At 35.4% G+C, this 23,154-nt stretch carries 18 protein-coding genes, 10 tRNA genes and 2 pseudogenes; 3 read left to right on the top strand and 27 right to left on the bottom strand.

The window, feature by feature from the left end; translation table 11 throughout:
• Window positions 1-33 precede the first annotated feature (33 nt).
• From LOK41_RS24780 to LOK41_RS24790, 3 genes and pseudogenes are all read right to left on the bottom strand, one after another.
• Window positions 34-865, bottom strand: a pseudogene (locus tag LOK41_RS24780) (ankyrin repeat domain-containing protein).
• Window positions 838-1,782: an alpha/beta hydrolase family protein gene (locus LOK41_RS24785; protein ID WP_241818738.1), complete on the bottom strand. Its 945-nt coding sequence runs from the start codon at window positions 1,780-1,782 to the stop codon at window positions 838-840. The pseudogene LOK41_RS24780 and the gene LOK41_RS24785 overlap by 28 nt, the downstream one beginning before the upstream one ends.
• A gap of 161 nt (window positions 1,783-1,943) precedes the next feature.
• The gene (locus tag LOK41_RS24790) at window positions 1,944-2,198 is read right to left on the bottom strand and encodes a hypothetical protein (RefSeq protein ID WP_241818739.1); all 255 of its coding nucleotides are present in this window, start codon (window positions 2,196-2,198) and stop codon (window positions 1,944-1,946) included.
• Between the two features lie 254 nt (window positions 2,199-2,452).
• Between LOK41_RS24790 and LOK41_RS24795 the strand changes: the two genes are divergently transcribed.
• Together LOK41_RS24795 and LOK41_RS24800 are read left to right on the top strand one after the other, a co-directional pair.
• Window positions 2,453-3,757, top strand: coding sequence for a CitMHS family transporter (locus LOK41_RS24795; RefSeq protein WP_241818740.1), 1,305 nt, complete (start codon window positions 2,453-2,455; stop codon window positions 3,755-3,757).
• 42 nt (window positions 3,758-3,799) lie between these two features.
• Window positions 3,800-4,117, top strand: a pseudogene (locus LOK41_RS24800) (AbrB family transcriptional regulator); the annotation flags it as partial.
• Between the two features lie 30 nt (window positions 4,118-4,147).
• On the opposite strand, the gene LOK41_RS24805 reads toward LOK41_RS24800, so the two are convergent.
• The gene (locus tag LOK41_RS24805; RefSeq protein ID WP_241818742.1) at window positions 4,148-4,840 is read right to left on the bottom strand and encodes a response regulator; all 693 of its coding nucleotides are present in this window, start codon (window positions 4,838-4,840) and stop codon (window positions 4,148-4,150) included.
• Window positions 4,840-6,450, bottom strand: a complete 1,611-nt coding sequence (locus LOK41_RS24810) for an ATP-binding protein (RefSeq protein ID WP_241818743.1) — start codon at window positions 6,448-6,450, stop codon at window positions 4,840-4,842. The genes LOK41_RS24805 and LOK41_RS24810 overlap by 1 nt, the downstream gene beginning before the upstream one ends.
• 172 nt (window positions 6,451-6,622) lie before the next feature.
• On the opposite strand from LOK41_RS24810, the gene LOK41_RS24815 reads away from it, so the two are divergent.
• A complete protein-coding gene (locus tag LOK41_RS24815; RefSeq protein WP_241818744.1) occupies window positions 6,623-7,417 on the top strand; it encodes an EcsC family protein in 795 nt (264 codons plus the stop codon).
• 45 nt (window positions 7,418-7,462) lie between these two features.
• On the opposite strand, the gene LOK41_RS24820 is transcribed toward LOK41_RS24815, so the two are convergent.
• From LOK41_RS24820 to LOK41_RS24925, 22 genes are all read right to left on the bottom strand, one after another.
• On the bottom strand, window positions 7,463-9,022 hold the full coding sequence (locus LOK41_RS24820; protein WP_241818745.1) for a flotillin family protein: 1,560 nt from the start codon (window positions 9,020-9,022) through the stop codon (window positions 7,463-7,465).
• Between the two features lie 12 nt (window positions 9,023-9,034).
• Window positions 9,035-9,583: an NfeD family membrane protein gene (locus LOK41_RS24825; protein WP_241818746.1), complete on the bottom strand. Its 549-nt coding sequence runs from the start codon at window positions 9,581-9,583 to the stop codon at window positions 9,035-9,037.
• Window positions 9,584-10,037: 454 nt separating this feature from the next.
• The gene (gene yhbH / locus LOK41_RS24830) at window positions 10,038-11,213 is read right to left on the bottom strand and encodes a sporulation protein YhbH (RefSeq protein WP_241818747.1); all 1,176 of its coding nucleotides are present in this window, start codon (window positions 11,211-11,213) and stop codon (window positions 10,038-10,040) included.
• A gap of 657 nt (window positions 11,214-11,870) precedes the next feature.
• Entirely contained in the window at window positions 11,871-13,766 is a 1,896-nt protein-coding gene (locus LOK41_RS24835) for a PrkA family serine protein kinase (RefSeq protein WP_174103383.1), read from the bottom strand.
• Between the two features lie 396 nt (window positions 13,767-14,162).
• On the bottom strand, window positions 14,163-14,651 hold the full coding sequence (gene trmL / locus LOK41_RS24840; protein WP_174103381.1) for a tRNA (uridine(34)/cytosine(34)/5-carboxymethylaminomethyluridine(34)-2'-O)-methyltransferase TrmL: 489 nt from the start codon (window positions 14,649-14,651) through the stop codon (window positions 14,163-14,165).
• 58 nt (window positions 14,652-14,709) lie between these two features.
• Window positions 14,710-15,597 carry an amidase domain-containing protein gene (locus LOK41_RS24845; protein ID WP_241818748.1) on the bottom strand — a complete coding sequence of 296 codons (888 nt, stop codon included), beginning with the start codon at window positions 15,595-15,597 and terminating at the stop codon, window positions 14,710-14,712.
• A gap of 44 nt (window positions 15,598-15,641) precedes the next feature.
• Window positions 15,642-16,784 (bottom strand): tRNA epoxyqueuosine(34) reductase QueG, encoded by a 1,143-nt coding sequence (queG, locus tag LOK41_RS24850; RefSeq protein WP_174103377.1) that lies wholly within the window; start codon window positions 16,782-16,784, stop codon window positions 15,642-15,644.
• Window positions 16,785-16,982: 198 nt separating this feature from the next.
• Window positions 16,983-17,056, bottom strand: a tRNA-Gly gene (locus LOK41_RS24855).
• 114 nt (window positions 17,057-17,170) lie between these two features.
• Window positions 17,171-17,824 carry a DsbA family protein gene (locus LOK41_RS24860; RefSeq protein WP_174103375.1) on the bottom strand — a complete coding sequence of 218 codons (654 nt, stop codon included), beginning with the start codon at window positions 17,822-17,824 and terminating at the stop codon, window positions 17,171-17,173.
• Window positions 17,825-18,227: 403 nt separating this feature from the next.
• Window positions 18,228-19,004 carry a transglycosylase domain-containing protein gene (locus tag LOK41_RS24865; RefSeq protein ID WP_174103373.1) on the bottom strand — a complete coding sequence of 259 codons (777 nt, stop codon included), beginning with the start codon at window positions 19,002-19,004 and terminating at the stop codon, window positions 18,228-18,230.
• 659 nt (window positions 19,005-19,663) lie between these two features.
• Window positions 19,664-20,125, bottom strand: coding sequence for an NUDIX hydrolase (locus LOK41_RS24870; protein ID WP_241818749.1), 462 nt, complete (start codon window positions 20,123-20,125; stop codon window positions 19,664-19,666).
• A gap of 147 nt (window positions 20,126-20,272) precedes the next feature.
• A complete protein-coding gene (locus LOK41_RS24875) occupies window positions 20,273-20,992 on the bottom strand; it encodes a YebC/PmpR family DNA-binding transcriptional regulator (protein ID WP_174103369.1) in 720 nt (239 codons plus the stop codon).
• A 276-nt stretch (window positions 20,993-21,268) separates the two neighbouring features.
• Window positions 21,269-21,856, bottom strand: coding sequence for a PRK06770 family protein (locus LOK41_RS24880; RefSeq protein ID WP_241818750.1), 588 nt, complete (start codon window positions 21,854-21,856; stop codon window positions 21,269-21,271).
• A 413-nt stretch (window positions 21,857-22,269) separates the two neighbouring features.
• Window positions 22,270-22,351: transfer RNA gene (locus tag LOK41_RS24885), tRNA-Leu, on the bottom strand.
• Window positions 22,352-22,361: 10 nt separating this feature from the next.
• A tRNA-Cys gene (locus LOK41_RS24890) sits at window positions 22,362-22,432 on the bottom strand.
• A 10-nt stretch (window positions 22,433-22,442) separates the two neighbouring features.
• Window positions 22,443-22,517 (bottom strand) — tRNA-Gly (locus LOK41_RS24895).
• A 5-nt stretch (window positions 22,518-22,522) separates the two neighbouring features.
• Window positions 22,523-22,597, bottom strand: a tRNA-Gln gene (locus LOK41_RS24900).
• Window positions 22,598-22,711: 114 nt separating this feature from the next.
• Window positions 22,712-22,787, bottom strand: a tRNA-His gene (locus LOK41_RS24905).
• 12 nt (window positions 22,788-22,799) lie between these two features.
• Window positions 22,800-22,873, bottom strand: a tRNA-Trp gene (locus LOK41_RS24910).
• Window positions 22,874-22,887: 14 nt separating this feature from the next.
• Window positions 22,888-22,971, bottom strand: a tRNA-Tyr gene (locus tag LOK41_RS24915).
• 10 nt (window positions 22,972-22,981) lie between these two features.
• Window positions 22,982-23,057 (bottom strand) — tRNA-Thr (locus LOK41_RS24920).
• 15 nt (window positions 23,058-23,072) lie between these two features.
• A tRNA-Phe gene (locus LOK41_RS24925) sits at window positions 23,073-23,148 on the bottom strand.
• Between the last annotated feature and the right edge of the window lie 6 nt (window positions 23,149-23,154).

Below are 23,154 nucleotides of genomic sequence, written 5' to 3' on the forward strand. Positions count from 1 at the left end.
GACTTCCGCTTATCTCTTTTTTCATAACCTATATTATTCTGTAGGTTGTTTGATAGTTTCATTTGCTCCTGCTACTCTTAACATATTCGCCATTTCTTTAAATCCTCGCTTCTCCGCATGCTCTAGTGGAGTAACCCCTTCTCGGTCGGCCATATTTACATCTGCCCCATGATCAATGAGCAGCTGAACAATTTGCTTATGATTTTCACTGCCATTACCAAGAACAATTGCTTCTAGTAACGCCGTCCAACCAAGGTCATTTCTATAATTCACATCAATATCTGTACGACCCACTAGCTCTCTTACAACTTCCACATGTCCTCTTTCAGCTGCCGGAATGAGCGCTGTTCCACCGCGATGATTTATTTCTCTAATATTCGTTCCTGCATCGATTGTTAGCTTCACAATATCAACATAACCCTCTTTGCTCGCATAAAGGAATGGATTTTCTTTATTTTTATCTTGTAATTCAATATCTGCACCTGCGTCAATCAATGTTTTTACTGTCTCAACGTGATTACGATACGTTGCTGCCATTACAGGAGTTTCTCCTTGATCCCCTGATACATTTATATTTGCTCCATCTTTTATTAATTTCATAGCTGTTTCTGTATCACCTAGTGTCGCAGAAAGTAATAATTGCTTATCCATTAAATTCATACTTTTTTTCTCTTTGTTCTCTTCTTCCTCTTTATGTGTATTCTCTTGTTTGTTTTCATTTTTCACTTGAATCGGCTTAGATTCAATCTCTTCTTGCTTCTCACAAGCCACTATCATAATGAAAATCCCTATTAACACAAATAATAAAAACTTTTGTTTCCTCACAACTTACAGCTCCTATGAAAGATAATGTTTTTTTAACCATCCCTTCATCACATGTAACAACTCTTCTTCAATACATTTATCCATAAGCCCCTTATATTCCTTCATTAATCGAATCATTGTATGCTTATGTTCATAATTTCTTAAAATATGGTTCATGTTCGGAATGATATGCCATTCTGCTTCACCATTAACATATGAAGCAATCAGTTTAGCATGCTCAGGCGGCACTTGTATATCCCTGTCTCCCGTAATTGCTAAAACAGGACATGACACTTGCTCTAAATATGTAACTACATTATATTGTAACTGTTCTCTTAACCATTTTGCATTCACTTTTGTCCCTTTTATCCATATAACAGCTTCTGTTGAATCTTGCACCTTTTTCGTAATTACCTCATTCTGCTTTTTCATCCGCTGTGGAATCTTCAACATTTTAGATAACCAACCAAGGAATCCTGATTCATTTTCTAATTCGTTGACAACTTTATCTATTTGTCTTTCCAAAAGTAATTTAGATGGTTCCGCTGCACCAGCAAGTAATACTAATCCCCCAACTGATTCCCTTGCGTAGACAGCTGGCGCAAGTAAAGCTCCTTCACTATGCCCAGCAATAATAACACGTTTGGGATCTATTTGTGGATGATCCTTTAAAAATCTAATCCATAAAACAGCATCATCAATAAAGTCTGTCACCCCTGATTTATAATAATTCCCCTTACTTTTATGAGTACCACGTTTATCATAGCGAAGTACTGCAAAGCCTAAAGAGGTAAAATAATCCGCTAATTCTTTATATAAGTTTAACTGTAAACGACTTGTATTTCCATCACGATTGCCTTTCCCAGTACCGCCAATTATTAAAATAGCTGGATACGATGCAGAATAATATGTAGGGAGTGTTAATGTTCCTTGAAGTGTATACGCACATTCCATCGTCACAAACAGTTCTTTCCCCATGCTTATTCGCTCCTCACTGTTTTTCAGGAATAATATATAGTTAAAATCGGTCTTCTTTCTTATCCTATGCCTATATTATCAAAAATGAGAACAAGTATATATTAGATGAAGAACTCTATTGCTAATAAAAAAGATGTGTAGCAATTTCTACACATCTTCTATCATTCACAACCAGTAATTAGCAAATCATCTTCTACTGTAAGTAGCAATGTATTCACATCAATTTCTTGACCAACCTCTATATTTATAGATTGTATATGACCACTAACTCCCACCGCTACTTTCTCCACTGTTCCGTCATTTTTTCGAATCGTCATTAGTTCCTCCCATTCATATACGTAAGACGATTCATCAACAAAAATTTCTTCCACTCTTCCTTTATATGAACTACAGATCTCTTCATTCATTGCTTTCATTCAAAATCTACTCCTTATTTCACGCTTCACAATTTTCTCATCTATTCTATCATTATTAAAATAAATAGATTATATTTTTAAAAATTCAAAATAAAACTCATGAACAAAATGATCAAAATGACAATTATGCGTTTAATAACGTTATTTTGCTAATTATTTACCATCGCTATTCTATCCTTTATGATAAATAAAAAGTTTTTTCTGAATTTTAAACACAAAATGAAAGCGTAATCATTTTTAGAGGGGGAGATTACATGTTAGCGATACTCGGATTTACAATGGTCTTTGTCTTTATGTTTTTAATTATGTCAAAACGTATGTCAGCACTAGTTGCATTAATCTTAATTCCTATTGTATTTGCATTAATTGGGGGATTTTATGCAGATGTAGGACCAATGATGCTAGATGGAATAAAGAAATTAGCACCAACTGGTATTATGCTTATGTTCGCCATTTTATATTTCGGAATTATGATTGATAGTGGTTTATTCGATCCTGTCATTAGTAAAATCTTGAAATTTGTAAAAGGCGATCCTTTAAAAATTGTTGTTGGTACAGCTATCCTAACGATTATCGTTTCTTTGGATGGTGACGGCACAACAACATATATGATTACAGTTTCTGCCATGTATCCACTTTATAAACGCCTTGGAATGAATCCACTTATATTAGCTGGGGTTGTTATGTTAGGAGCAGGAGTGACAAACCTTACACCTTGGGGAGGACCAACCGCTCGAGTTATGAGTGCACTTGGCCTTGATGCATCCGAACTCTTCACACCTCTTATTCCAGGAATGATTGCTGGTGCAATTTGGGTTATTTTTGTTGCCTACTATCTCGGAAAAAAAGAAAGAAAACGTTTAGGAATTATGGATGTACAATATTTAAAGAAAATGCAAACAATCGATGAGCAAGCTGCAACAGTCGAAGCTGTATCATATAAACGCCCTAAACTACTCTGGATTAACTTTTTATTAACAGTTGCCTTACTCGTTTGTCTCATACTAGAAGTTATGCCGTTACCAGTTTTATTTACAGTCGCTTTTGCTATTGCCGTTATGATCAACTACCCAAACTTAGAACAACAGAAGGAACGTATTGCTTCTCACGCTGGAAATGTATTAGCAGTTGTTTCTCTCGTATTCGCTGCTGGAGTTTTCACAGGTATTCTATCTGGAACAAAAATGGTAGATGCGATGGCTCAAAGTGTAGTTACTCTCATACCAGATGCGCTTGGACCACAACTTCCGATTATTACAGCTCTTCTAAGTATGCCGTTCACATTTTTCATGTCCAATGATGCGTTTTACTTCGGTGTACTACCTATTTTGACAAAAGCCGCTGCTGCTTACGGAGTTAGCGCCGCTGAAATGGGACGCGCTTCGTTACTCGGACAACCTGTTCACTTACTAAGTCCACTCGTCGCTTCCACTTATTTATTAGTTGGGATGGCAAAGGTTGATTTTGGTGAACATCAACGTTTCACCTTACTATGGGCAGTTGGAACAACACTAGTAATGTTAATTGTTGGTATTATTACTGGCATCATTCCGATATAATCCGTAACGAAACTTCTTTGAAAGGAGTTTCGTTTTAATAAAGAAATGTTTATTGGAGTAAAACAAACAATCATAATAGGCTTATTTAGTTCTATCGGCCTGATTGGAATCTCTATATTGTGTGCATTCTTTGTTTCTTCCGTCACAAATATTCCACTAGTTACTTCTATACTAGCTCTTGCACCTGGCGGGATTGCAGAAATGACAACAACCGCAATCATTTTACAAACAGATGCTACATTTGTAGTCACAGTTCAAGTAATACGCGTTCTCACGATTCTTGGATTGCTACCTATTTTCTTTAAATTCCTTTATGAATATTTACATCACAAAAGATCTAATGTTCATAAAATAGGATAATAACAAACTCTACTTTTTCTATTCTATATTTCATGAAGAAATTCGAAAATATCTTCTTTCTGGTCTTCCAACACTCCCATATATAAGCTCTGCATGAATCTTCTTTTCAGAAATTAAGTACTCTAAATAACGCCTTGCTGTGGAACGACTTACTCCTACCTGTAAACTCAACATTTCTGCAGTAATACCTTCTTGTCCAACCATTAACACATGCTTTTTAATTTTCGTTAATGTTAAAGGATCTATCCCTTTCGGAGCATACACATCTGAATTCACTTCTTCATTTTTTTGAAACCATAGATTCTCAATTTGTTCTGGAGATAATTGTTGATGTGTTTTTAATTGCTGTATTTTCTTTTTATAATTTTCTAAACTTCTTTTAAATCGATCAAACATAAGTGGTTTTACGATATAATCTGCTGCTCCCCCTCTTAATGCATGGTGGACAACTTCAACTTCTGATGCCGCTGTAATCATAATTATATCTGTATCGTGTAGATTACGTCTTATATATGTAACAAGTTCCATCCCCTGCATATCCGGTAAATATACATCTAGTAAAACAAGTTGAGGAGAAACAAGATCTAGCCACTCTTTCGCTTGTTCTCCTGTTGTTGCAGTTCCAATTACCTTAAATCCCCCTACTTTTTCAGTAAAACGACGATGAATCTCTGCAATGCGAATATCGTCTTCTACAATTAGTACTTCAATCCCCTCATTCATTACAATTCGCCTCTTTCTTTTGGCAATGCAACTATAAACAATGCACCACCTAAATCCCCTTTTTCTAGTGCGATACTCCCATTTAAATCTTCAACCAACTCTTTTACCTTTGCTAATCCATAACCTCGTTTTTCTCCTTCTTTTGTCGAAAATCCTTTGTCAAATATGTATGTAATTACCTCATCATCAATCCCACAACCCGAATCTTCAACTTCAATGACAATTTCCTCTCCAATATCTGTTACAAACACTCTAACTTGTTTTTCATACTCCTGAGTATATTCAACTGCTTCAAACGCATTGGTGATTAAATTCCCTAAAATAGAAACAACGTGATTACTATCAATATGAGAACCTAAACTTTGCAAACTACTCTCGCAATCTAAAATAAAATTAATTTTCAATTCCCTAGCACGATTATAAAATCCTATTAAAATTCCACCTAACCACGGATTGTGTATACGTTTTATAATAAATTGAACAAACTCTTGATATACAGCAGTCTCCTTATGAATAAGCTCTAACGCTTCATCATATGACTCTAATTGGATAAGACCTGACAGCGTATACAACAAATTGTTATACTCATGTGTTTGTGCTCGAAGCGCCTCTGTATAACGTTTCGCTTGAGAGAGTTCCTCTGTTAACTGATCCATCTCTGACTTTAAACGAAAACTAGAAACGACCCCAATTACGACGTTGTTTACCTTAATAGGTAATCGATTTACAATTACAGCTTGACCCTTTATATCTAAATAGCGATCAAATTGCTCTTCTCCAGTTCGGAGCACATCTAATATAGAAGAGTTAGGAATAATTTTCAAAATAGACTCTCCAATGATCGTCTGATCTTTTCCAAGAGAAAGAATTTCATACGCTGCCTGATTGACTAAACGAATATCCCCTTCTTTATCTATTACCATAATCCCTTCCCGTACAGATTGAATAACGGCACTATACTCTTCATATAGAGAGGAAATCTCTTCTGGTTCAAAACCGAACATTAATTTTTTTATACTACGTGCTAAATATATAGAACCCAATATCCCAATAACTAATCCAGCCATCGCAATCCAAAGTACTCTCTTCCCATATGCCTCTGCTACTTCATGAATATCCTCCATAGAAAACCCAACAGATACAACCCCGATAATACGATTAGTCTGATCACGAATTGGCACTTTCCCGCGCAAGGAAGGACCTAATGTCCCAGTCGCTTTAGAAATATATGACTTTCCTTCCTTTAACACCCCTTCATTATCCCCACCAACCATTTCTTTTCCAATTTTCTCACGCGAAGGATGTGCATAACGAATGCCATCTTTATTTCCCACTACGATAAAATCTGCATCTGTTTCGATCCGTATTTTCTCAACAATTGGTTGAATAATAGCAGATGGATTTTCCTTCTGAAATGCTTCTTGAATTTCAGGTATAGCAGCGACTGTTTTAGCAACATGTAACGCCCTTTTACCAATTTGCTCTTCCACTGTTTTAGATACGATATAATAAAAAAGAAAACTCGTTAAAATAAGAACAAAGAAAATAAGTGCACTAATCGTTAACGTAATTCTTGGCTGTAATTTTAATTTTTTAAACTTCAAAATCATTCCCCTAACTTTCATTGCGTATTACTTCGTGAAACATAGATGAAAAAAGAAGTCACCTATTGTCTTTTTTAAATGTTATATCCATTATAACTAAATACACTAAATTTTGTTTATTATTAAAAAACTATTGAGTAAAATAAACATATATGTCCATACGAAAGTAGGTTAAAAAATGGAATCAAAGGAGCTTTTATTAAAGGAAATTACAATGATTGAAAAATGGGAGAAAGAGCAGGAGGATCTTTGGTTCTTTGAAAAGTGGGGGAAAATCCCTTTTGCTATTCTTGATAAGCTCACGCCCAAGTTTATTCATAAAAAAATTAACCTTTTATTAGATGAGCTTATTCAATATCTTAATTCTGGAAGTAAATATTTAATTCATCCACAAACAACAATAAAAAAATTTGAGAACGCCACTTCGTTAGAAGACATTCAACAATTCTCTTTAAGTGAAATGGATTCAATCGTTGATAAAATGATTAAAAATAGAAAATCTGTCGCAACTGCCCAAGGAGCGACAACTGGCTTTGGTGGTATCTTCACACTGGCAATTGATATTCCAGCTATTTTAAGTATGTCACTAAACGTTTTACAAGAGATTGCCATTTGCTACGGTTATAACCCTGAAGATATGCAAGAGAGGTTATTTATCGTAAAATGCTTACAATTTTCTTCATCTGATATGGTAGGAAAACAAACAATTCTTCATGAATTAAAACATTTTGATTCTCGTGCCAATCACGATGACAGTATGTCACAAGTTAAATCATGGCGAGAAGTGTTTACTGTATATCGTGACAATTACGGGTGGAAAAAGCTATTTCAAATCATTCCTGTTGCTGGAATGATTTTTGGAGCTTATTTAAATCGAAAAACTATTGAAGAAATTGCTGAAGTAGGTAAGATGCTTTATAAGAAAAGAAGGGTGTTAGATAGATTAGTGGAAATGGAGTACCATTCTAAATAGCATGTCAGAAGGCCCCTACTGCTAGGGGCCTTCTTTCCTTACTTTTTACTTCTCACTTTTCTCTTTTTCTTCCACTACCTGCACAACAGGTTTCTCACTCACCACTTGCTGCACAGCACCTTTTCCAGCAAATCCTTCCAATAACTCTTTTAAATCAATACCAGAAGAAGCTTTCAATGTTTCTTGCATCGTTGCCATTAAATCAGTCGCATACCCTGCCACTTTTCCAGCGCCGCTGTTTTTTCCACCGCCGCCTGTATCAACAACAGTAATTTTATCGATATTGCCAAGTGGACTTGCAACTTCTTTCGCATAGCTTGGAAGCATTTTAAGAACCATATCCATAATTGCCGCTTGACCATATAATTCAAATGCTTCTGCGATTTTTTGTTTCGCTTCTGCTTCTGCTAAACCTTTTAACCTAATAACATCTGCTTCTGCTGTACCTTGTGCTTTTTGAACTTCCGCTTTTGCTTCCCCTTGTGCCTTTTCAATTTCGGCCTTTGCTAAACCTTCTACACGTACTTCTTCCGCACGTGCCCTTGCTTCTGCTTCAATCTTATATTGATCTGCATCTGCTTTTTTCATTTGTTTTACTTTTTCCGCTTCCGCTGATTGTTCAACCGCATAACGATCTGCATCTGCTTTTTTCTTTACTTCCGCGTCATATTGTTTTTCACGACGCGCAATTTCTTTTTCTTCTAATTCAATTTGCTTTTCACGCTCAATGATTTTAACGCGCATTTGCTCTTCTGTAACACCTTGTTGTGCTTTTGCTTGTTGTAATTCATACGAAAGGTCCGCATCGGCACGTGCTTGCTCTTGCTCTCTCTTATATGATTGCACTTTTAATTCCTTATGCTTTTCAGCTTCAGCAATTTGTGCATCACGTTGATACTCGGCTTCTTTTGCCTCTTTTTCTGCACGGGCTTTTTCAATACGTGCCTCTTTTTCACGCTCTGCATTCGCAATCGTTGCATCACGTTTTACTGTTGCGATTTGCGGTTGACCAAGCGCATCTAAATAACCATTTTTGTCCATAATTTCTTTAATAGTAAACGAAACAATACGAAGACCCATTTTTTTCAAATCAGTTGAAGCAACTTCATGTACTTTTTGAGCAAATTGCTCTCTATTACTATAAGCATCTTCCACTGTCATCGAAGACAAGATAGCACGTAAATGACCTTCTAATACCTCTTTTGCTTCTACTTTTAACTCTTCGGTTTCTTTTCCTAAATATTGTTCAGCAGCTGTAGATACTTCTTCAATTGTTGAACCTACTTTAATAATAGAAACACCATTTACTGTAACTGGTACCCCTTGCTTGGTATACGTATCACGCGTTCCAACTTCTAATTTATAATTTAGTAAACTAAGAGGTTCTGCTCGTTGCATAATCGGCACTACAAAAGTACCACCACCACGAATAATTTTAATTTTCTTTCCATCATCTGTTGTAACAACGTTCTTTCCCCCGCCAAGCCAGTTCCCGGTAACAATCAATGCTTCATCTGGACCAACTGTACGGTATTTTGTAATAAACACCAAAATAAGTAAAAGTAAAATTGCGAGTAATACACCACCGATAATTAATGGAATCATTCAAATTCCCCCTTATAACTTTGGTTTTTTTAAAGAATAAGCGATGTTTTGTACAAGCAAAACACCATCTTGAACTCCCTCAATCATAACTTGTGTTCCTTGTATAATATCTTTCTTTCCAACTGTCTTAGCTGGTATCGCATTGCTTCCAAATTTCGAAGAGACTAGCACTTCCCCAAAGCCTTCTTTCGGGATAGTAATAATCACTTCTCCTTTGCAGCCAACAAATTCATCCATACGTTGCACTGTATTTTGTTCAGCTTCTGCAATTGGTTTTAAAATCAATATCTTCATTAAAAAAACACCAATAAAGGATATACCAAAAGAAAGACTAAAAATAACAATACTATTCAAAGAAAATAAGTACTCACCTATATAACTAAACCCACAAAGCATTGCAAGGAAACTGAGCAACAGCGTTACAATGGAGACAGATCCACCGCCAAAGCTAAATATGGACTCAAATACATCTCCAAAAAAGATATAAATAATAGTAAGTACAGTAGCAATAATAAATCCATATAAATAAATTGTTTCAAGCGGATACCCAAACAATGTCATGCCTTATCCCCCCTTCATTATTGCCTCTCTCTTTGTTATATGTGTGCCTCACCTCTTTCAAGAATTATTTTTCATAATTTTCAGTTATTTACTATTAAGAAAAACCTGGACGACAGGCTCTCTAAAAAAGAACAGGAGAAGCCTATTGTGACAGGCTCCTCCTAGAAAATAACCGATATATTGTATATCTATACAATATACTATTCTACATAAAAAGTAAAGTTATATATACATTAACTTTACAAATCTTCCTTTATTTGTATAAAAAATAGTATAGTATATAATTAATAGTACCTTATTTCAGCAAAAGCAAAGAAGTTAGGCGGAGGATCCACTGCCCGCAAAATCCCGATTAGCGAGGGCTGATAATGAGTAGGGATAAAAAAACAACGAATTAAAATTTAACTTTATACCATTATGTTTAAGCACATTAAAAAACCCCTTAAAAAAGGGGTTATGCCATTTTTTCACCTGATTCTTCTCTAAAAAAGCTCTTCATTGCGTGAAACACGTCCGCTTTTTGTTTTAAAATGTAGTACCTGAAATTCTCATCTTTAATATTTTTATAGGCTGACATAAGCGTACTGTGACGATTATACTGATTTACTTCTCCATACCCAAACATATTACATACCTTCATCAATTCTTGTACAAGCTTAACACAACGAGCATTATCTGATGTTAAATTATCCCCATCTGAAAAATGAAATGGATAAATATTATAGCGGTCTGGTGAATACTTTCCATCTATAATCTCGAGTGCTTTTCTATAAACAGAGGAACATATTGTTCCGCCACTTTCGCCTTTTGAGAAAAACTCTTCTTCTGTTACGACCTTCGCTTCTGTATGATGCGCAATAAATTCTATATCTACAGTTTCGTACTTTGTACGTAAAAATCTTGTCATCCAAAAGAAGAAACTACGCGCCATATACTTCTCCCAAATCCCCATAGATCCACTCGTATCCATCATTGCTAATACGACAGCTTTGGAATCTGGCTTCAGCACTTCATTCCACGTTCGGAACTTCAAATCCTCTTGGCGAATCGGATGAAAAGCAGGCTTTCCATTCATCGCATTTCGTTTATAAGCTGATATCATTGTCCGTTTTTTATCAATATTTCCCCATAGTCCTGTCTTTCTAATGTCATTAAATTCAATATGTTCAATACGATTTTCATCCATTTCTTTCCGTTTTAAATTAGGCAGCTCCAACTCTTTAAAAAATGCTTGCTCTAATTCTAAAATTGATACTTCTGCTTCATAATAATCTTCTCCAGCTGCATCTCCTGCACCTTGCCCTTTTCCTGGTCCCTTTTGCTTTTGACCACTTGATCCATCTCGTGCAACCACATCACCAACTTTACTATCACCAGTTCCTTGCCCAACATGTTTATTCTTATCGTAGTTATATCTAATCTTATATTCATCTAAAGACCGAATTGGTATTTTAACAACGTCCCTACCATTAGACATAACGATACTTTCTTCTGTCACAAGGTCCGGTAAGTTGTTTTTAATTGCTTCTTGCACTTTTTCTTGATGGCGTTGTTGATCGTCATGTCCTTTGCGATGGAGGGACCAGTTTTCCTGTGAAATTGTATAATTTGGTTGATTTTCTTCGCCCATCCTTTTCCCTCCTTACTGTAATTTTCCTTCATTTTCTCTAATAAACAGGAATATATGGATTTGAGGTTATGATATCGCAAAAAAAATAATTAAAAAGTATCTGTTCATTAGAAATGACCTTTCCCAAAATCATAAGGCCCCATAGCTTTTTTACGTATTGCCCCGAACTTCTTTAACAAAACTTTAGCATCCATTTAAATTTAAAATTTCTTTACCTGATAAGAAAGAAACACAATTCATTGTTGCACACTTTTTCGACCTGCAACATATTGTATTGTGTTGGCTTTTTCTGTATGAACGGTTGGTTACTCTATCATATGCGTATTGTAAAAATAATTGACAAGAAATTCATGAAATTACACCTTAATTTATTATATTTGGACAAGTCCATACATAAAATGAAATATTCACTTTGAAAAACCGACATCAAACCTACTTTTTAAGTGAAAAAGAGCATCGAGCCGAGTGTAGTAGCGGTCCGTTCTCTTTTAAGCCCCATGCCATGTGAAAACAAAAGGAAGAAGTTAGGGGGGATTTCTTTTTGTTTTCATAGCTGCAATTTAGATGTGATTTATATAATAGAGTTTCATCACTTCAATCAGATAGATATAAAAACGCTGCCTCTGGTTTCATAAGAGACAGCGTTTTATTATCAAACTATCGATTCAACAAGCTACCTACATAGCGAAGTAATTCATTCGCTGATGAAGAATTGTAGCCATGTTCATCGATTAAGCGTGCTACAACATCATTAATTTTCTTCAGCTGATTTTCGTCTGGTGTTTTCGTAGATGTTGTAATTTTCACAACATCTTTCAGATCGGCAAATAATTTTTTCTGGATTGCTTCGCGAAGACGCTCATGTGAATTGTAATCAAAACGTTTCCCTTTACGAGCATAAGCAGAAATTCTTATTAAAATTTCTTCTCGGAATGCTTTCTTCGCATTTTCTGAAATGCCAATTTGTTCTTCAATAGAACGCATAAGCTTTTCATCTGGACTCATTTCTTCACCTGTTAACGGATCCCGTAATTTTGATTTATTGCAATATGCCTCAACATTATCTAGGTAATTATCCATAAGTGTCTTAGCCGATTCTTCATATGAATACACAAACGCTTTTTGTACTTCTTTCTTAGCAATGTCATCGTACTCTTTTCTTGCTAATGAAATAAAATTCATATAGCGCTCCCGGTCTTCATTGCTAATGGATGGATGTTGATCTAATCCATCTTTTAACGAACGTAATACATCAAGCGCGTTAATTGATGGTACTTCTTTTCTAATAATAGTAGAAGAAATACGATTAATGACATAACGCGGATCAATCCCACTCATACCTTCATCTTGATATTCACGCTGCAATTCTTCGACATCAATTGCATTGTATCCTTCAACCATTTCTCCATCATATAAACGCATCTTTTTAATTAAATCAATATCTGGGCGTTTCGGATCCTTGAGGCGTGTTAAAATCGTAAACATCGCTGCGACGCGAAGTGTATGCGGCGCAATGTGCACATCTGCAACATCACTTTCATAAATCATCTTTTCATAAATATGTTCTTCTTCACTCGCTCGTAAATTATATGGAACAGGCATTACTATAATTCTTGAATGTAACGCCTCATTTTTCTTATTGGAAATAAAGGAACGATACTCTGTTTCATTTGTATGCGCTACAATTAATTCATCCGCTGAAATAAGAGCAAATCGCCCAGCTTTAAAATTCCCCTCTTGCGTCAGTGATAATAGATGCCATAAAAATTTTTCATCACATTTTAACATCTCTTGAAATTCCATCATTCCACGGTTTGCTTTATTTAGCTCTCCGTCAAAGCGATATGCACGCGGATCTGACTCTGAACCATATTCTGCAATTGTAGAAAAGTCAATGCTTCCTGTTAAATCCGCAATATCCTGTGATTTTGGATCTGAAGGACTAAATGTACCAATTCCTGTCCGGCGATCTTCCGAGAAGAAAATCCTTTCTACAATTACATCTTCAATTCTTCCACCGTATTCTTTTTCTAGTCGCATCACATTTAACGGCGACAAGTTCCCTTCAATTCTTACGCCATACTCTTCATAAAAATCATCACGTAAATGATGTGGTATTAGGTGAAGTGGATCCTCATGCATTGGGCAACCTTTTATCGCAAAAACGGCTCCACGATCTGTACGCGAATATGTCTCTAATCCTCGTTTTAACATCGTAACTAACGTTGATTTACCACCGCTAACTGGCCCCATTAATAATAAAATCCGTTTTCTAACATCTAAACGTTTTGCAGACGGATGAAAATATTCTTCTACAAGACGCTCTAATGCGTCTTCTAATCCAAATAACTGATTGCTAAAGAAATTATATTTTTTTCGCCCTTCTACTTCTTCAATACCAGCGTCTTTAATCATATTGTAAATGCGAGAGTGTGCAGTTTGAGCCACCCATGGTCTTTCTTTCACAAGCTCCAAATACTCCGCAAACGTACCTTCCCATTGTAAACGTTCTTCTGCTTCTCGATGTTGTTCAATTTTCTTTAGAATATCCATTATAGCTCCTCCCCCATCTCCTTGTTCAATCGGATTATTATAAAAGGTATGCGAGGATGTCCTTAAACATTCTTCAAATCAAAATGAAATCTTCTACAAACATTATAAATTTCACCACAAAATTAAAAGAAAATTCGGTATAATGAGTTTATCAGGGAATTTCCCCCTCATTTTCACAAACATCACTTCTTTACTTCCACAGAATCTACATAAACTTCCGATTAAATTAGCTAAAATACGAAGAAGGAGGATTCATATGAAATTATTATTAATTTTAGGTGTATCACTTACATTTCTTACTGCAATTTTCACTTCAGGTTATAATGATAAACCAGGTACAAACAAAAAGTGATGAGCCTAGGCTCATCACTTTTTGTTATTAATTACATACAGACTTTAGTATACAATTTCTAAATCTAAGCCTGGATAATTTTGTTGACGAAATGCTTCATAAATTAAAATCGCTGCTGTATTAGATAAATTTAAAGAACGTACTTTGTCAGTCATTGGAATACGTAAACAATGATCGAAGTTTTCTTCAATTACGTTTGCTGGCAATCCGTTTGTTTCTCTACCAAATACAAAGTAATAATCTTTCTCAGGCTTACTATAATCAAACGCTGTATGTGCTTTTTCACCATACTTTGTTAAATAGAAAAATTCACCGTCACTATTTTTTTCATAAAACTCTTCAATTGAATCATAATACGTAATTTTTACGTGCTCCCAATAATCTAATCCTGCACGTTTTAACATTTTATCATCCGTTGAAAACCCTAATGGTCTAATTAAATGTAATTCTGTTCCAGTTGCTGCACAAGTACGTGCAATATTTCCTGTATTTGCTGGAATTTCTGGTTGATATAAAACAACATGTACTCCCACGTGATATTCACCTCAATCTTTTGTCTACTACGTATTATACCACTTGAACGAAAAATCTCTACCTATTAATAATATGAAAAAATTTATATTTCATTTTCGGCGTATATTTACTGGAATCTTCATAATTCCAATACCGCCTACGGCTATTAGCAGAATGGGCATTTACAAGCGGCATACCATCTGCATCTTTTGCTACAACGATTGTTGTATGATTCCATCTACCATCATCTTCAAAATCATAAATAATGACATCACCAAGTAGAAGGTCTTCTGGCCTTTCTACTGCCTTAGCGCGTAGTCCTGTTGTAGCCCCTGATAAATACCAATAAAATGAATGAGCGACTGCCCAACTCCAGCTCCACTGATTCTCCCGTTGCCACCATCCTTTACGAATGTTAGGATACCCAGTCATTGGTGTTTCACCAGCATGCAGACACTGCGAAATAAAATTCGTACAATTATCAGGAAAATTACGATATGCTGGATTCCGATCATCCCACCAATGCTCCGCATATTTAACAGCTTCTAAGCGATTATATTGATACGAATCATAATTTCCTTTCTTTATCTCACGCTCTAACGTTTCTCTTTGGAATCTTTCTTCTTTTGTTTCAATATCTTTATCTTCTACAATACGTCCATCTTTTAAATAAACACGTCGTTCTAATTGTTCTTCTTCCATATAGAATAATTCATGGTGACGAACTAAATATTTTAAATGAACCTGATAATCTACTTCTTGATATTGCTTACTATTCCACTGTCTTATAAAAGATACATCTGCTGTTGCCTTTACAATTTCAGCATCACGGTTTTGAAATAAATTCCTTTTCCGCTGTAATACTTGTAGTAAATCAGCAGGAATCTGATCTACACTCGTACGTTTATTTGTAATATACGCTAAAAATTGTTGCATCTGTTGTTCAAGTTTTTGTTTTACCAACATTTCCTCTCCCTCCCATATTAGAATATGAAAAAGGGAGACATTATCTACTGTTTTTTCTCAGCTAACATTTCAAGACCGCGATTCATTTCATGAAGAACTTCTTCATCCTTTTCACGTTCCATCGCCTTTTCAATTGCTTCGCCTACACCTTCACCACCAATTTTTCCTAGAGCCCATGCTGCAGTCCCACGAATTACTGGTCTTGGATCATCTTTCATAACACCAATTAAATCGGGAATTGCTGTGGTTTCCTTGAAATGAGCAAGGGCTAAAATCGCATTTCGTTGCAACGGTTTTTTCCCGCGCCATGATCCAGACATAATACCGTATTTTTCTTTAAAATCTCGGTTACTTATCGTTAATAATGGGGTTAATAGTGGTTTAACAAGCTCTGGGTCTGGCTCCATTTCTGGATGATTATGAAAATCCTTCCCTCTGTTCTTTGGACAAACCGTTTGGCATGTATCACAGCCGTAAATACGGTTTCCAATTTTATCTCGATATTCTTCTGGGAGAAATCCTTTTGTTTGTGTTAAAAAAGCAATGCATTTTTTTGAATCTAACTGTCCCCCCTGCACAAGTGCACCGGTTGGACAAATATCAATACACTTTGTACAGCTTCCGCACTGATCTTCTATTGGCTGATCCGGCGGAAATGGTACATTCGTAATCATTTCACCTAAATACACATAGGAGCCAAATTCTGGCGTAATAATGGAACAATTTTTACCGCTCCATCCAATACCAGCACGCTCTGAAACTGCACGATCGCTTAATTCTCCTGTATCCACCATTGATTTTACTTCTATATCTGGAAGCTTCTCAATTAAATACGCCTCTAATTTTTGCAAGCGATCTCGTAAAACAAGATGATAATCTTGTCCCCAAGAAGCACGACAGAAAATTCCCCGGCGTTCTCCTCGTTTACTTAACGGTGCATTTTTCAATTTGGATGGGTATGCTAATGCAATTGCAATAATTGATTTTGCTCCCGGCAATAGTAACTGTGGATTTGTTCTTTTTTCAATATCAGGCTCTTCAAAACCTGACTGATAATTTAATTGTTGTTGCTGAATTAAACGCTGTTTTAATTCTTCAAATGGTGAGGCACTCGCAAACCCTATTTTATCTATACCAATCGTTTTACTATACGCTATAACATCTTGTTTTAATTGCTCAAAATCCATGCTTTGCCTCCTTCTACGATGAATACATATACTTAGTCATCTACTGATGGTTAGCAATTCACTTCGTAATCATATTCTTTATTTCTATTTTCGCATAAAATCATTATTTCCAAACATTAAAAAACGCAATGCCTCGTTTATCTTAGAAACGAAACACTGCGTTGATCACAATGTATTATGAAAATATAAAATAATATCTGGAGCGGGTGAAGAGAATCGAACTCTCGACCAGAGCTTGGAAGGCTCTTGTTTTACCACTAAACTACACCCGCAAATGTGAAAAAAGATAAGCTATTCAAATAACTTATGTAAAATAGTATAGCACGTCACAAAAACCTAAGCAAGAATTTTATCGAAAAAAGTCGAAAAAGTGATGAGTATACTCATCACTTTTTCAATGCTTTATCAATTTCCTTTTTTATACTATCATAATCTGGATTTGCAAGATTTCCATTTACATATACTGAAGGAGCACCTTGTACTTTCAGTTTTTGTGCACGGTCTGAATCTTTACGTACTTTATCTTGAATTTCTTTGCTATGTAAATCTTTTTTAAACTGATCCACATTAACTTTTGGAAGTTTTTCCTGCACTATATTAAGAAGCAGTTCTTCTGTAATCCATTCTTCAGTATCTTTCTTCTGACTTTGATAGATTTCATCATAGAATGTCCAGAAGGATTCAGGGTCCTGTTTATAAATCGCTTCGCCAGCCGCTGCACCTAAATCGGAATCTTTCCCGATAAATGGGAAGTTAATGAAATAAAACTGTACTTTACCTTTATTAATATACTCTTCTTTTAAACGAGGTAGTACCGTCGCATCCCAAGTTCGACAAGCTGGGCATTTAAAATCTCCAAATTCTACAACCTTAACAGGAGCATCTTTTTTACCTAAAGATTGCTGCGTGGAATAAGCAAACATCTCATTCCCTTTATCCTTTTTATCATTGATGATACTGTATGCAATTGTCCCAATTACAATTAATACCGCAATAGAAAAAACAATACCAAGAGCCATGATTTTATTTGATGATTTCATATACATTCCTCTTTAAATTCATATTCTGTATACATTGTTGTACACATTACACATGATATCAATACTTTTATACCTCATGCAATGAACACGCTCACATAATTTCTAAAAACTCAGCAAATGTGACAATATTGTGTCCCGTTTTTTTATATTGTATTCACAAAATAGTATCTTCCTTTAGCTTACGGCGAAGAAAAGCCATTATATAAGGACAATTTATGAAGAATCCTATAAGTGGATGTTCGTTTGACATGGTAAATGAAATTTTATCGGCGATTTTTCAAATATATCGACCGCTTCTTACAATATATCAGCGCAAATCCAAATATATCGACCATTCGACAAATAACAACCCATCTTTCATTCTCGGCGCTCTAAAAAAGAAGTTCCTATTTAGGAACTTCCTTTAACTTACCGCTTTTTCACGAGCTACTTTTTGCAATGAATGCTTCGTTGGAATATCATGACGAATTACTAATTTTTCACTAATTGCTTGCATATATTCATCATGGTTAATATAACCTTCTTTTTCCATTAATTTCAAAACAACATTTCGTCTTTCTACTGCTTTATCATAATTTTGAGCAGGAGAATAATAAGAAGGAGCTTTCACAACAGCAGCCATCATTGCACTTTCACTTAATGTTAATTGATTAACCTTTTTTCCAAAGTATAGCTGGGATGCTTTTTCAATCCCCCATGCACCTTCTCCGTAATAAATATTGCTCACATATAATTTTAAGATTTCATTTTTAGTAAATGTACGCTCAATTTTTTTTGTATAAAAGACTTCTTTCCATTTACGAGAAAATGTACGTTCATTAGATAAAAAAGCATTTTTGGAGAGCTGCTGTGTAATTGTACTTCCGCCTTGTACAACACCACCAGCTTTTATATTTTCAATAGAAGCTCGAACAATTGCTATATAGTCTAGACCGTTATGATGATAAAACCTTTTATCTTCTGTCGCAATAAACGCGTGAGCCAAAGGTTCTGGTACCTCTAATTTAGCGGGTACATGTAACTTGCTAATATCACTTCGCTCAATCATTACATTTCCAATCAATAATAATGTACAACTAAATAATAATAATAAAATAATGGCCTTATAAAGAAATTTTGTAATTGGATTGAATGCAACCTTTTGATGATAGTTGACTCTAGACAGTACTCGTTCTTTCATTGTGCACACCTCTTTTCCTAACAGCATATATACTTCTTACATTAAGAATAATGTTTCTTAAAGCAATCTCCAATTGATTTCTCTTACACTTACCTTACAATGTTGTAAGCTATAAAATACATATTCTAGCAGAAAAAATAGCAAGCTTCTATATACATCCAAATAAAAAAAACAACATAACCCCCTTTTTTAGTTGGGAGAGAGAATCCGGCCATGTATAGAAACGGTCAGTACCTTTTTTAGCCCCATGCCACGTAAGAACAAAGGGAAAAATGAGTGGAGATTCCTTTTTGTTTTCATAGCCGCGACTTATATGTCGGAAAATCAAAATGAATATATATATTCAAATGAATTGCTTTAAAAATCACATATCCCTCTTCTATTATATCACCTAGCATATTTTCAGTTTTAGTTGTTCCTCTCCTAATATTTTGTCTACAGCATTTTAAAAATCCAATTTGAACAATATAGATATAATACCAAACAAACGTTCTTTCAATCAATATCTATTTACATATATAATCTTACTACCTTACCTAGTTTCACCGATTATGCATCATACTAGACATTTTTACTTACACAATATAAGAAAAAAGAACAAGCTATTTGGTAGTATCTCAAATAACTTGTTCTTTTAAATAAAACATAGATGAAATAACCTATAATCTTCCTATCAAATTATAAGGATCTACTTCCCAAGTTTCATATGGAATAAAATTTTTTGCTTTTATGGCATCAAGTGTTCTCGATTTCATATGAGGACGCGTTATATATTCATCAATATTATTTTCATTCAAAGCAATAAATTTTGCTTCTTTTATTTCTTCTTGTGGGACTTTTATTTCTCCGCTCACATACTCCACCTTAAACACCACTGATAAAATATGCTTTGAGGCATTATAGTAAAGCCCTGTAATTCCAACTGGTTGCACTACGAAGCCTGTCTCCTCAAGTACTTCTCGACAAACTGCCCGATCAAGAGGTTCTCCCTCTTCTACTTGTCCGCCAGGCATTTCCCATGTATCAGCTCTCCACTGAACCTTTACTAATAGAATTTCGCTATTTTCATTCATTATGCAAGCTGAAACAGCAACAATATGCTTAGGTGTTTTATATTCCATCATATAGCCTCCAAAGAATATTTATCTCACTTTAAATACAATATATATTAATATTCATTATTAAATTCAAAAATCCTTTTCTTTTAGGCTATAGATGATCTAAAAAAACCTTTTGTTCTAAACAACAAAAGGTCTCTTTTTCATATATTATTCTCCTAAATCTACATTGTGGTAAACTTGTTGAACATCTTCTAAATCTTCCAATGCGTCAATCATTTTTTCAAATTGTGCTTGTGCATCTTCTGAAAGTGTTACATCACTTTGTGCAAGCATTGTTAGTTCAGCGACTGTGAATTCAGTGATACCAGCATCCTTAAGCGCTGCTTGTACCGCATGGAACTGATCAGGCTCAGCATAAACGATAACTGACTCTTCTTCTTCTAAAATATCACGTGCATCTACATCTGCTTCCATTAAAATTTCAAGTACTTCATCTGCAGTTTTTCCTTCAAGTCCAATAACAGCAGTCGCATCAAACATATATGCTACAGATCCATTCACACCCATGTTACCGCTATTTTTACTAAATGCAGCACGTACATCTGCTGCAGTACGGTTCACGTTATTTGTAAGTGTATCTACAATTACCATAGATCCATTTGGTCCAAATCCTTCATAACGAAGTTCATCGTAATTTTCTTCTGAACCACCTTTTGCTTTTTCAATTGCACGGTCAATAATTGTTTTTGGTACACTGTACGTTTTTGCACGCTCAAGTACAACTTTTAAAGCTTGGTTTGATTCTGGATCTGGTTCACCTTGTTTTGCCGCTACATAAATCTCACGTCCAAATTTAGCGTATACGCGGCTTGTATTTGCATCTTTTGATGCTTTCTTCTCTTTAATATTATTCCATTTACGACCCATTCTGTTCCACTCTCTTTCACGTTTAAATCTACATAAAAAATATTAATATGAAATATACTGTTTATTCAACACTTTTTCAAAATAAATACAAAAAGTTCATTATCGACTCACATTATTGACATAATATACATCGATATAATTTTGTTCATTCACCAAGTTATATTATACCTTAATTCTATAATTTATTACGAATTTAACACTCAAATAACATGATTTGACAGTGTCAATGAAAAAAGCCTCCCCAAAGGGAAGCTTCTAACTATAAACTATGGATATTTATTCTCCTGAAATATGCTTAAGGTCTCCTGAGTTGTGCAGCTGACGTGTTACTTCATCCCCGAAATTATTTAAAGAGAAAGTTTGTTCTTCTAATGGATCCATAACTACTGTAGCTTTACCAATGTTTCCTTCTTGTGATGTCCAAAAGTAGTTATGATCATCTACAATTTTACTAAAATCTCTATTTATCCATCTTTCAGCAATTGCTAAAAGTTCTTGTTTCTTTTCAAAATTACTTTGACTTACGATATTTTTTACTGTCTCAGCATTCTTCTTAGACATTGGGATTGCTCCCCACTTTTGAGCTGCTACTACTTTTTGGTGAGTCATACTATGCATTGCTGTAATGACATCATTTTCTGTAAAATCTTTAGTAATACGAAGTTTTTCATCTGCTCCTTGTATTCCACCAGTCATCGACTCTTTTTCTTTTGGAACTTCTGCATATTTGCTTTTATCTATCTCTGCGCTAGTCTTTTTATCTGCTGGATTATCTGCAAGTTCAAGCATTCCGAAAGTTATACCGATAGTAAGAGCTATTAATCCTACGATTGACCCCAACCAAATTATTATTTTCTTTTGCATCTTATTCCCCCATCTTACATTTCATCTAATACCCCATATGAAGAATATTATACCAAAAATGTATTATATATGTAACACTGGTAAATTGATGGTTTATTTTCAAGTAATGATTACAATTGAAATTGAACTTCAAAAAGGCGGTGGAAAATTTGAATGAATTAAAAACTGCGGAAAAATTATGGACGTTATCCAAAATTTAAGCAACGAGGAAAGAGGGAAGTTGTTAAATATTTTATACGATGAATATTACAATACAAGGGGAAACAAAGGAATTCCAGTAGATTATTGATGTGAAAAGTAAGTTTTGCGTCTCAAAGCATATCAAAAGTCATCTTTACATTATTTTTTATCGTGTCGAAAAAAACAAAAAAGACTCCAACATTTCTGTTAAAGTCTTTTTCCACGTTATTTGATACCGATGGTCGGGGTCGAACCGACACTCCCGAAGGAACACGATTTTGAGTCGTGCGCGTCTGCCAATTCCGCCACATCGGCATAATAAGAAAGGCGGCAACCGGATTCGAACCGGTGGTAAAGGTTTTGCAGACCTCTGCCTTACCACTTGGCTATGCCGCCATATTAAATTTGGAGCGGAAGACGGGATTCGAACCCGCGACCCCAACCTTGGCAAGGTTGTATTCTACCACTGAACTACTTCCGCAAAAATGGCTGGGCTAGCTGGATTCGAACCAGCGCATGACGGAGTCAAAGTCCGTTGCCTTACCGCTTGGCTATAGCCCACCGAATTAATAATACATTATATGTTTACAACACTTATTTTATTACCATTAATATTTAAATAAGACATTACGTATCTTATCATAGTTAAATTAATTTGTAAATATTTAAAATAAATGGGGCGACTGATGGGAATCGAACCCACGAATGCCGGAGCCACAATCCGGTGCGTTAACCACTTCGCCACAGCCGCCATGTTATGTTTTGGCAGGGGTAGTAGGAATTGAACCCACACCGGAGGTTTTGGAGACCTCTGTTCTACCTTTAAACTATACCCCTATATGAAATTTAAATGGTGGAGGGGGGCAGATTCGAACTGCCGAACCCGAAGGAGCGGATTTACAGTCCGCCGCGTTTAGCCACTTCGCTACCCCTCCGAAACTTACATGGTGCCGGCTAGAGGACTTGAACCCCCAACCTACTGATTACAAGTCAGTTGCTCTACCAATTGAGCTAAGCCGGCGTATTTATTTGAAAATGGTGGCTCGGGACGGAATCGAACCGCCGACACGAGGATTTTCAGTCCTCTGCTCTACCGACTGAGCTACCGAGCCAGAAAT

This window comes from Bacillus sp. TL12, from assembly GCF_022625245.1.
Taxonomy (GTDB): domain Bacteria; phylum Bacillota; class Bacilli; order Bacillales; family Bacillaceae_G; genus Bacillus_A.

Excerpts from the sequence above, each read along its gene's own strand:
- LOK41_RS24785 (WP_241818738.1), bottom strand. The coding sequence starts at position 1,782 with ATGGGGAAAGAACTGTTTGTGACGATGGAATGTGCGTATACACTTCAA.
- LOK41_RS24790 (WP_241818739.1), bottom strand. The coding sequence starts at position 2,198 with ATGAAAGCAATGAATGAAGAGATCTGTAGTTCATATAAAGGAAGAGTG.
- LOK41_RS24795 (WP_241818740.1), top strand. The coding sequence starts at position 2,453 with ATGTTAGCGATACTCGGATTTACAATGGTCTTTGTCTTTATGTTTTTA.
- LOK41_RS24805 (WP_241818742.1), bottom strand. The coding sequence starts at position 4,840 with ATGAATGAGGGGATTGAAGTACTAATTGTAGAAGACGATATTCGCATT.
- LOK41_RS24810 (WP_241818743.1), bottom strand. The coding sequence starts at position 6,450 with ATGATTTTGAAGTTTAAAAAATTAAAATTACAGCCAAGAATTACGTTA.
- LOK41_RS24815 (WP_241818744.1), top strand. The coding sequence starts at position 6,623 with ATGGAATCAAAGGAGCTTTTATTAAAGGAAATTACAATGATTGAAAAA.
- LOK41_RS24820 (WP_241818745.1), bottom strand. The coding sequence starts at position 9,022 with ATGATTCCATTAATTATCGGTGGTGTATTACTCGCAATTTTACTTTTA.
- LOK41_RS24825 (WP_241818746.1), bottom strand. The coding sequence starts at position 9,583 with ATGACATTGTTTGGGTATCCGCTTGAAACAATTTATTTATATGGATTT.
- yhbH (WP_241818747.1), bottom strand. The coding sequence starts at position 11,213 with ATGGGCGAAGAAAATCAACCAAATTATACAATTTCACAGGAAAACTGG.
- LOK41_RS24835 (WP_174103383.1), bottom strand. The coding sequence starts at position 13,766 with ATGGATATTCTAAAGAAAATTGAACAACATCGAGAAGCAGAAGAACGT.
- LOK41_RS24845 (WP_241818748.1), bottom strand. The coding sequence starts at position 15,597 with ATGTTGGTAAAACAAAAACTTGAACAACAGATGCAACAATTTTTAGCG.
- queG (WP_174103377.1), bottom strand. The coding sequence starts at position 16,784 with ATGGATTTTGAGCAATTAAAACAAGATGTTATAGCGTATAGTAAAACG.
- LOK41_RS24860 (WP_174103375.1), bottom strand. The coding sequence starts at position 17,824 with ATGAAATCATCAAATAAAATCATGGCTCTTGGTATTGTTTTTTCTATT.
- LOK41_RS24865 (WP_174103373.1), bottom strand. The coding sequence starts at position 19,004 with ATGAAAGAACGAGTACTGTCTAGAGTCAACTATCATCAAAAGGTTGCA.
- LOK41_RS24870 (WP_241818749.1), bottom strand. The coding sequence starts at position 20,125 with ATGGAATATAAAACACCTAAGCATATTGTTGCTGTTTCAGCTTGCATA.
- LOK41_RS24875 (WP_174103369.1), bottom strand. The coding sequence starts at position 20,992 with ATGGGTCGTAAATGGAATAATATTAAAGAGAAGAAAGCATCAAAAGAT.
- LOK41_RS24880 (WP_241818750.1), bottom strand. The coding sequence starts at position 21,856 with ATGCAAAAGAAAATAATAATTTGGTTGGGGTCAATCGTAGGATTAATA.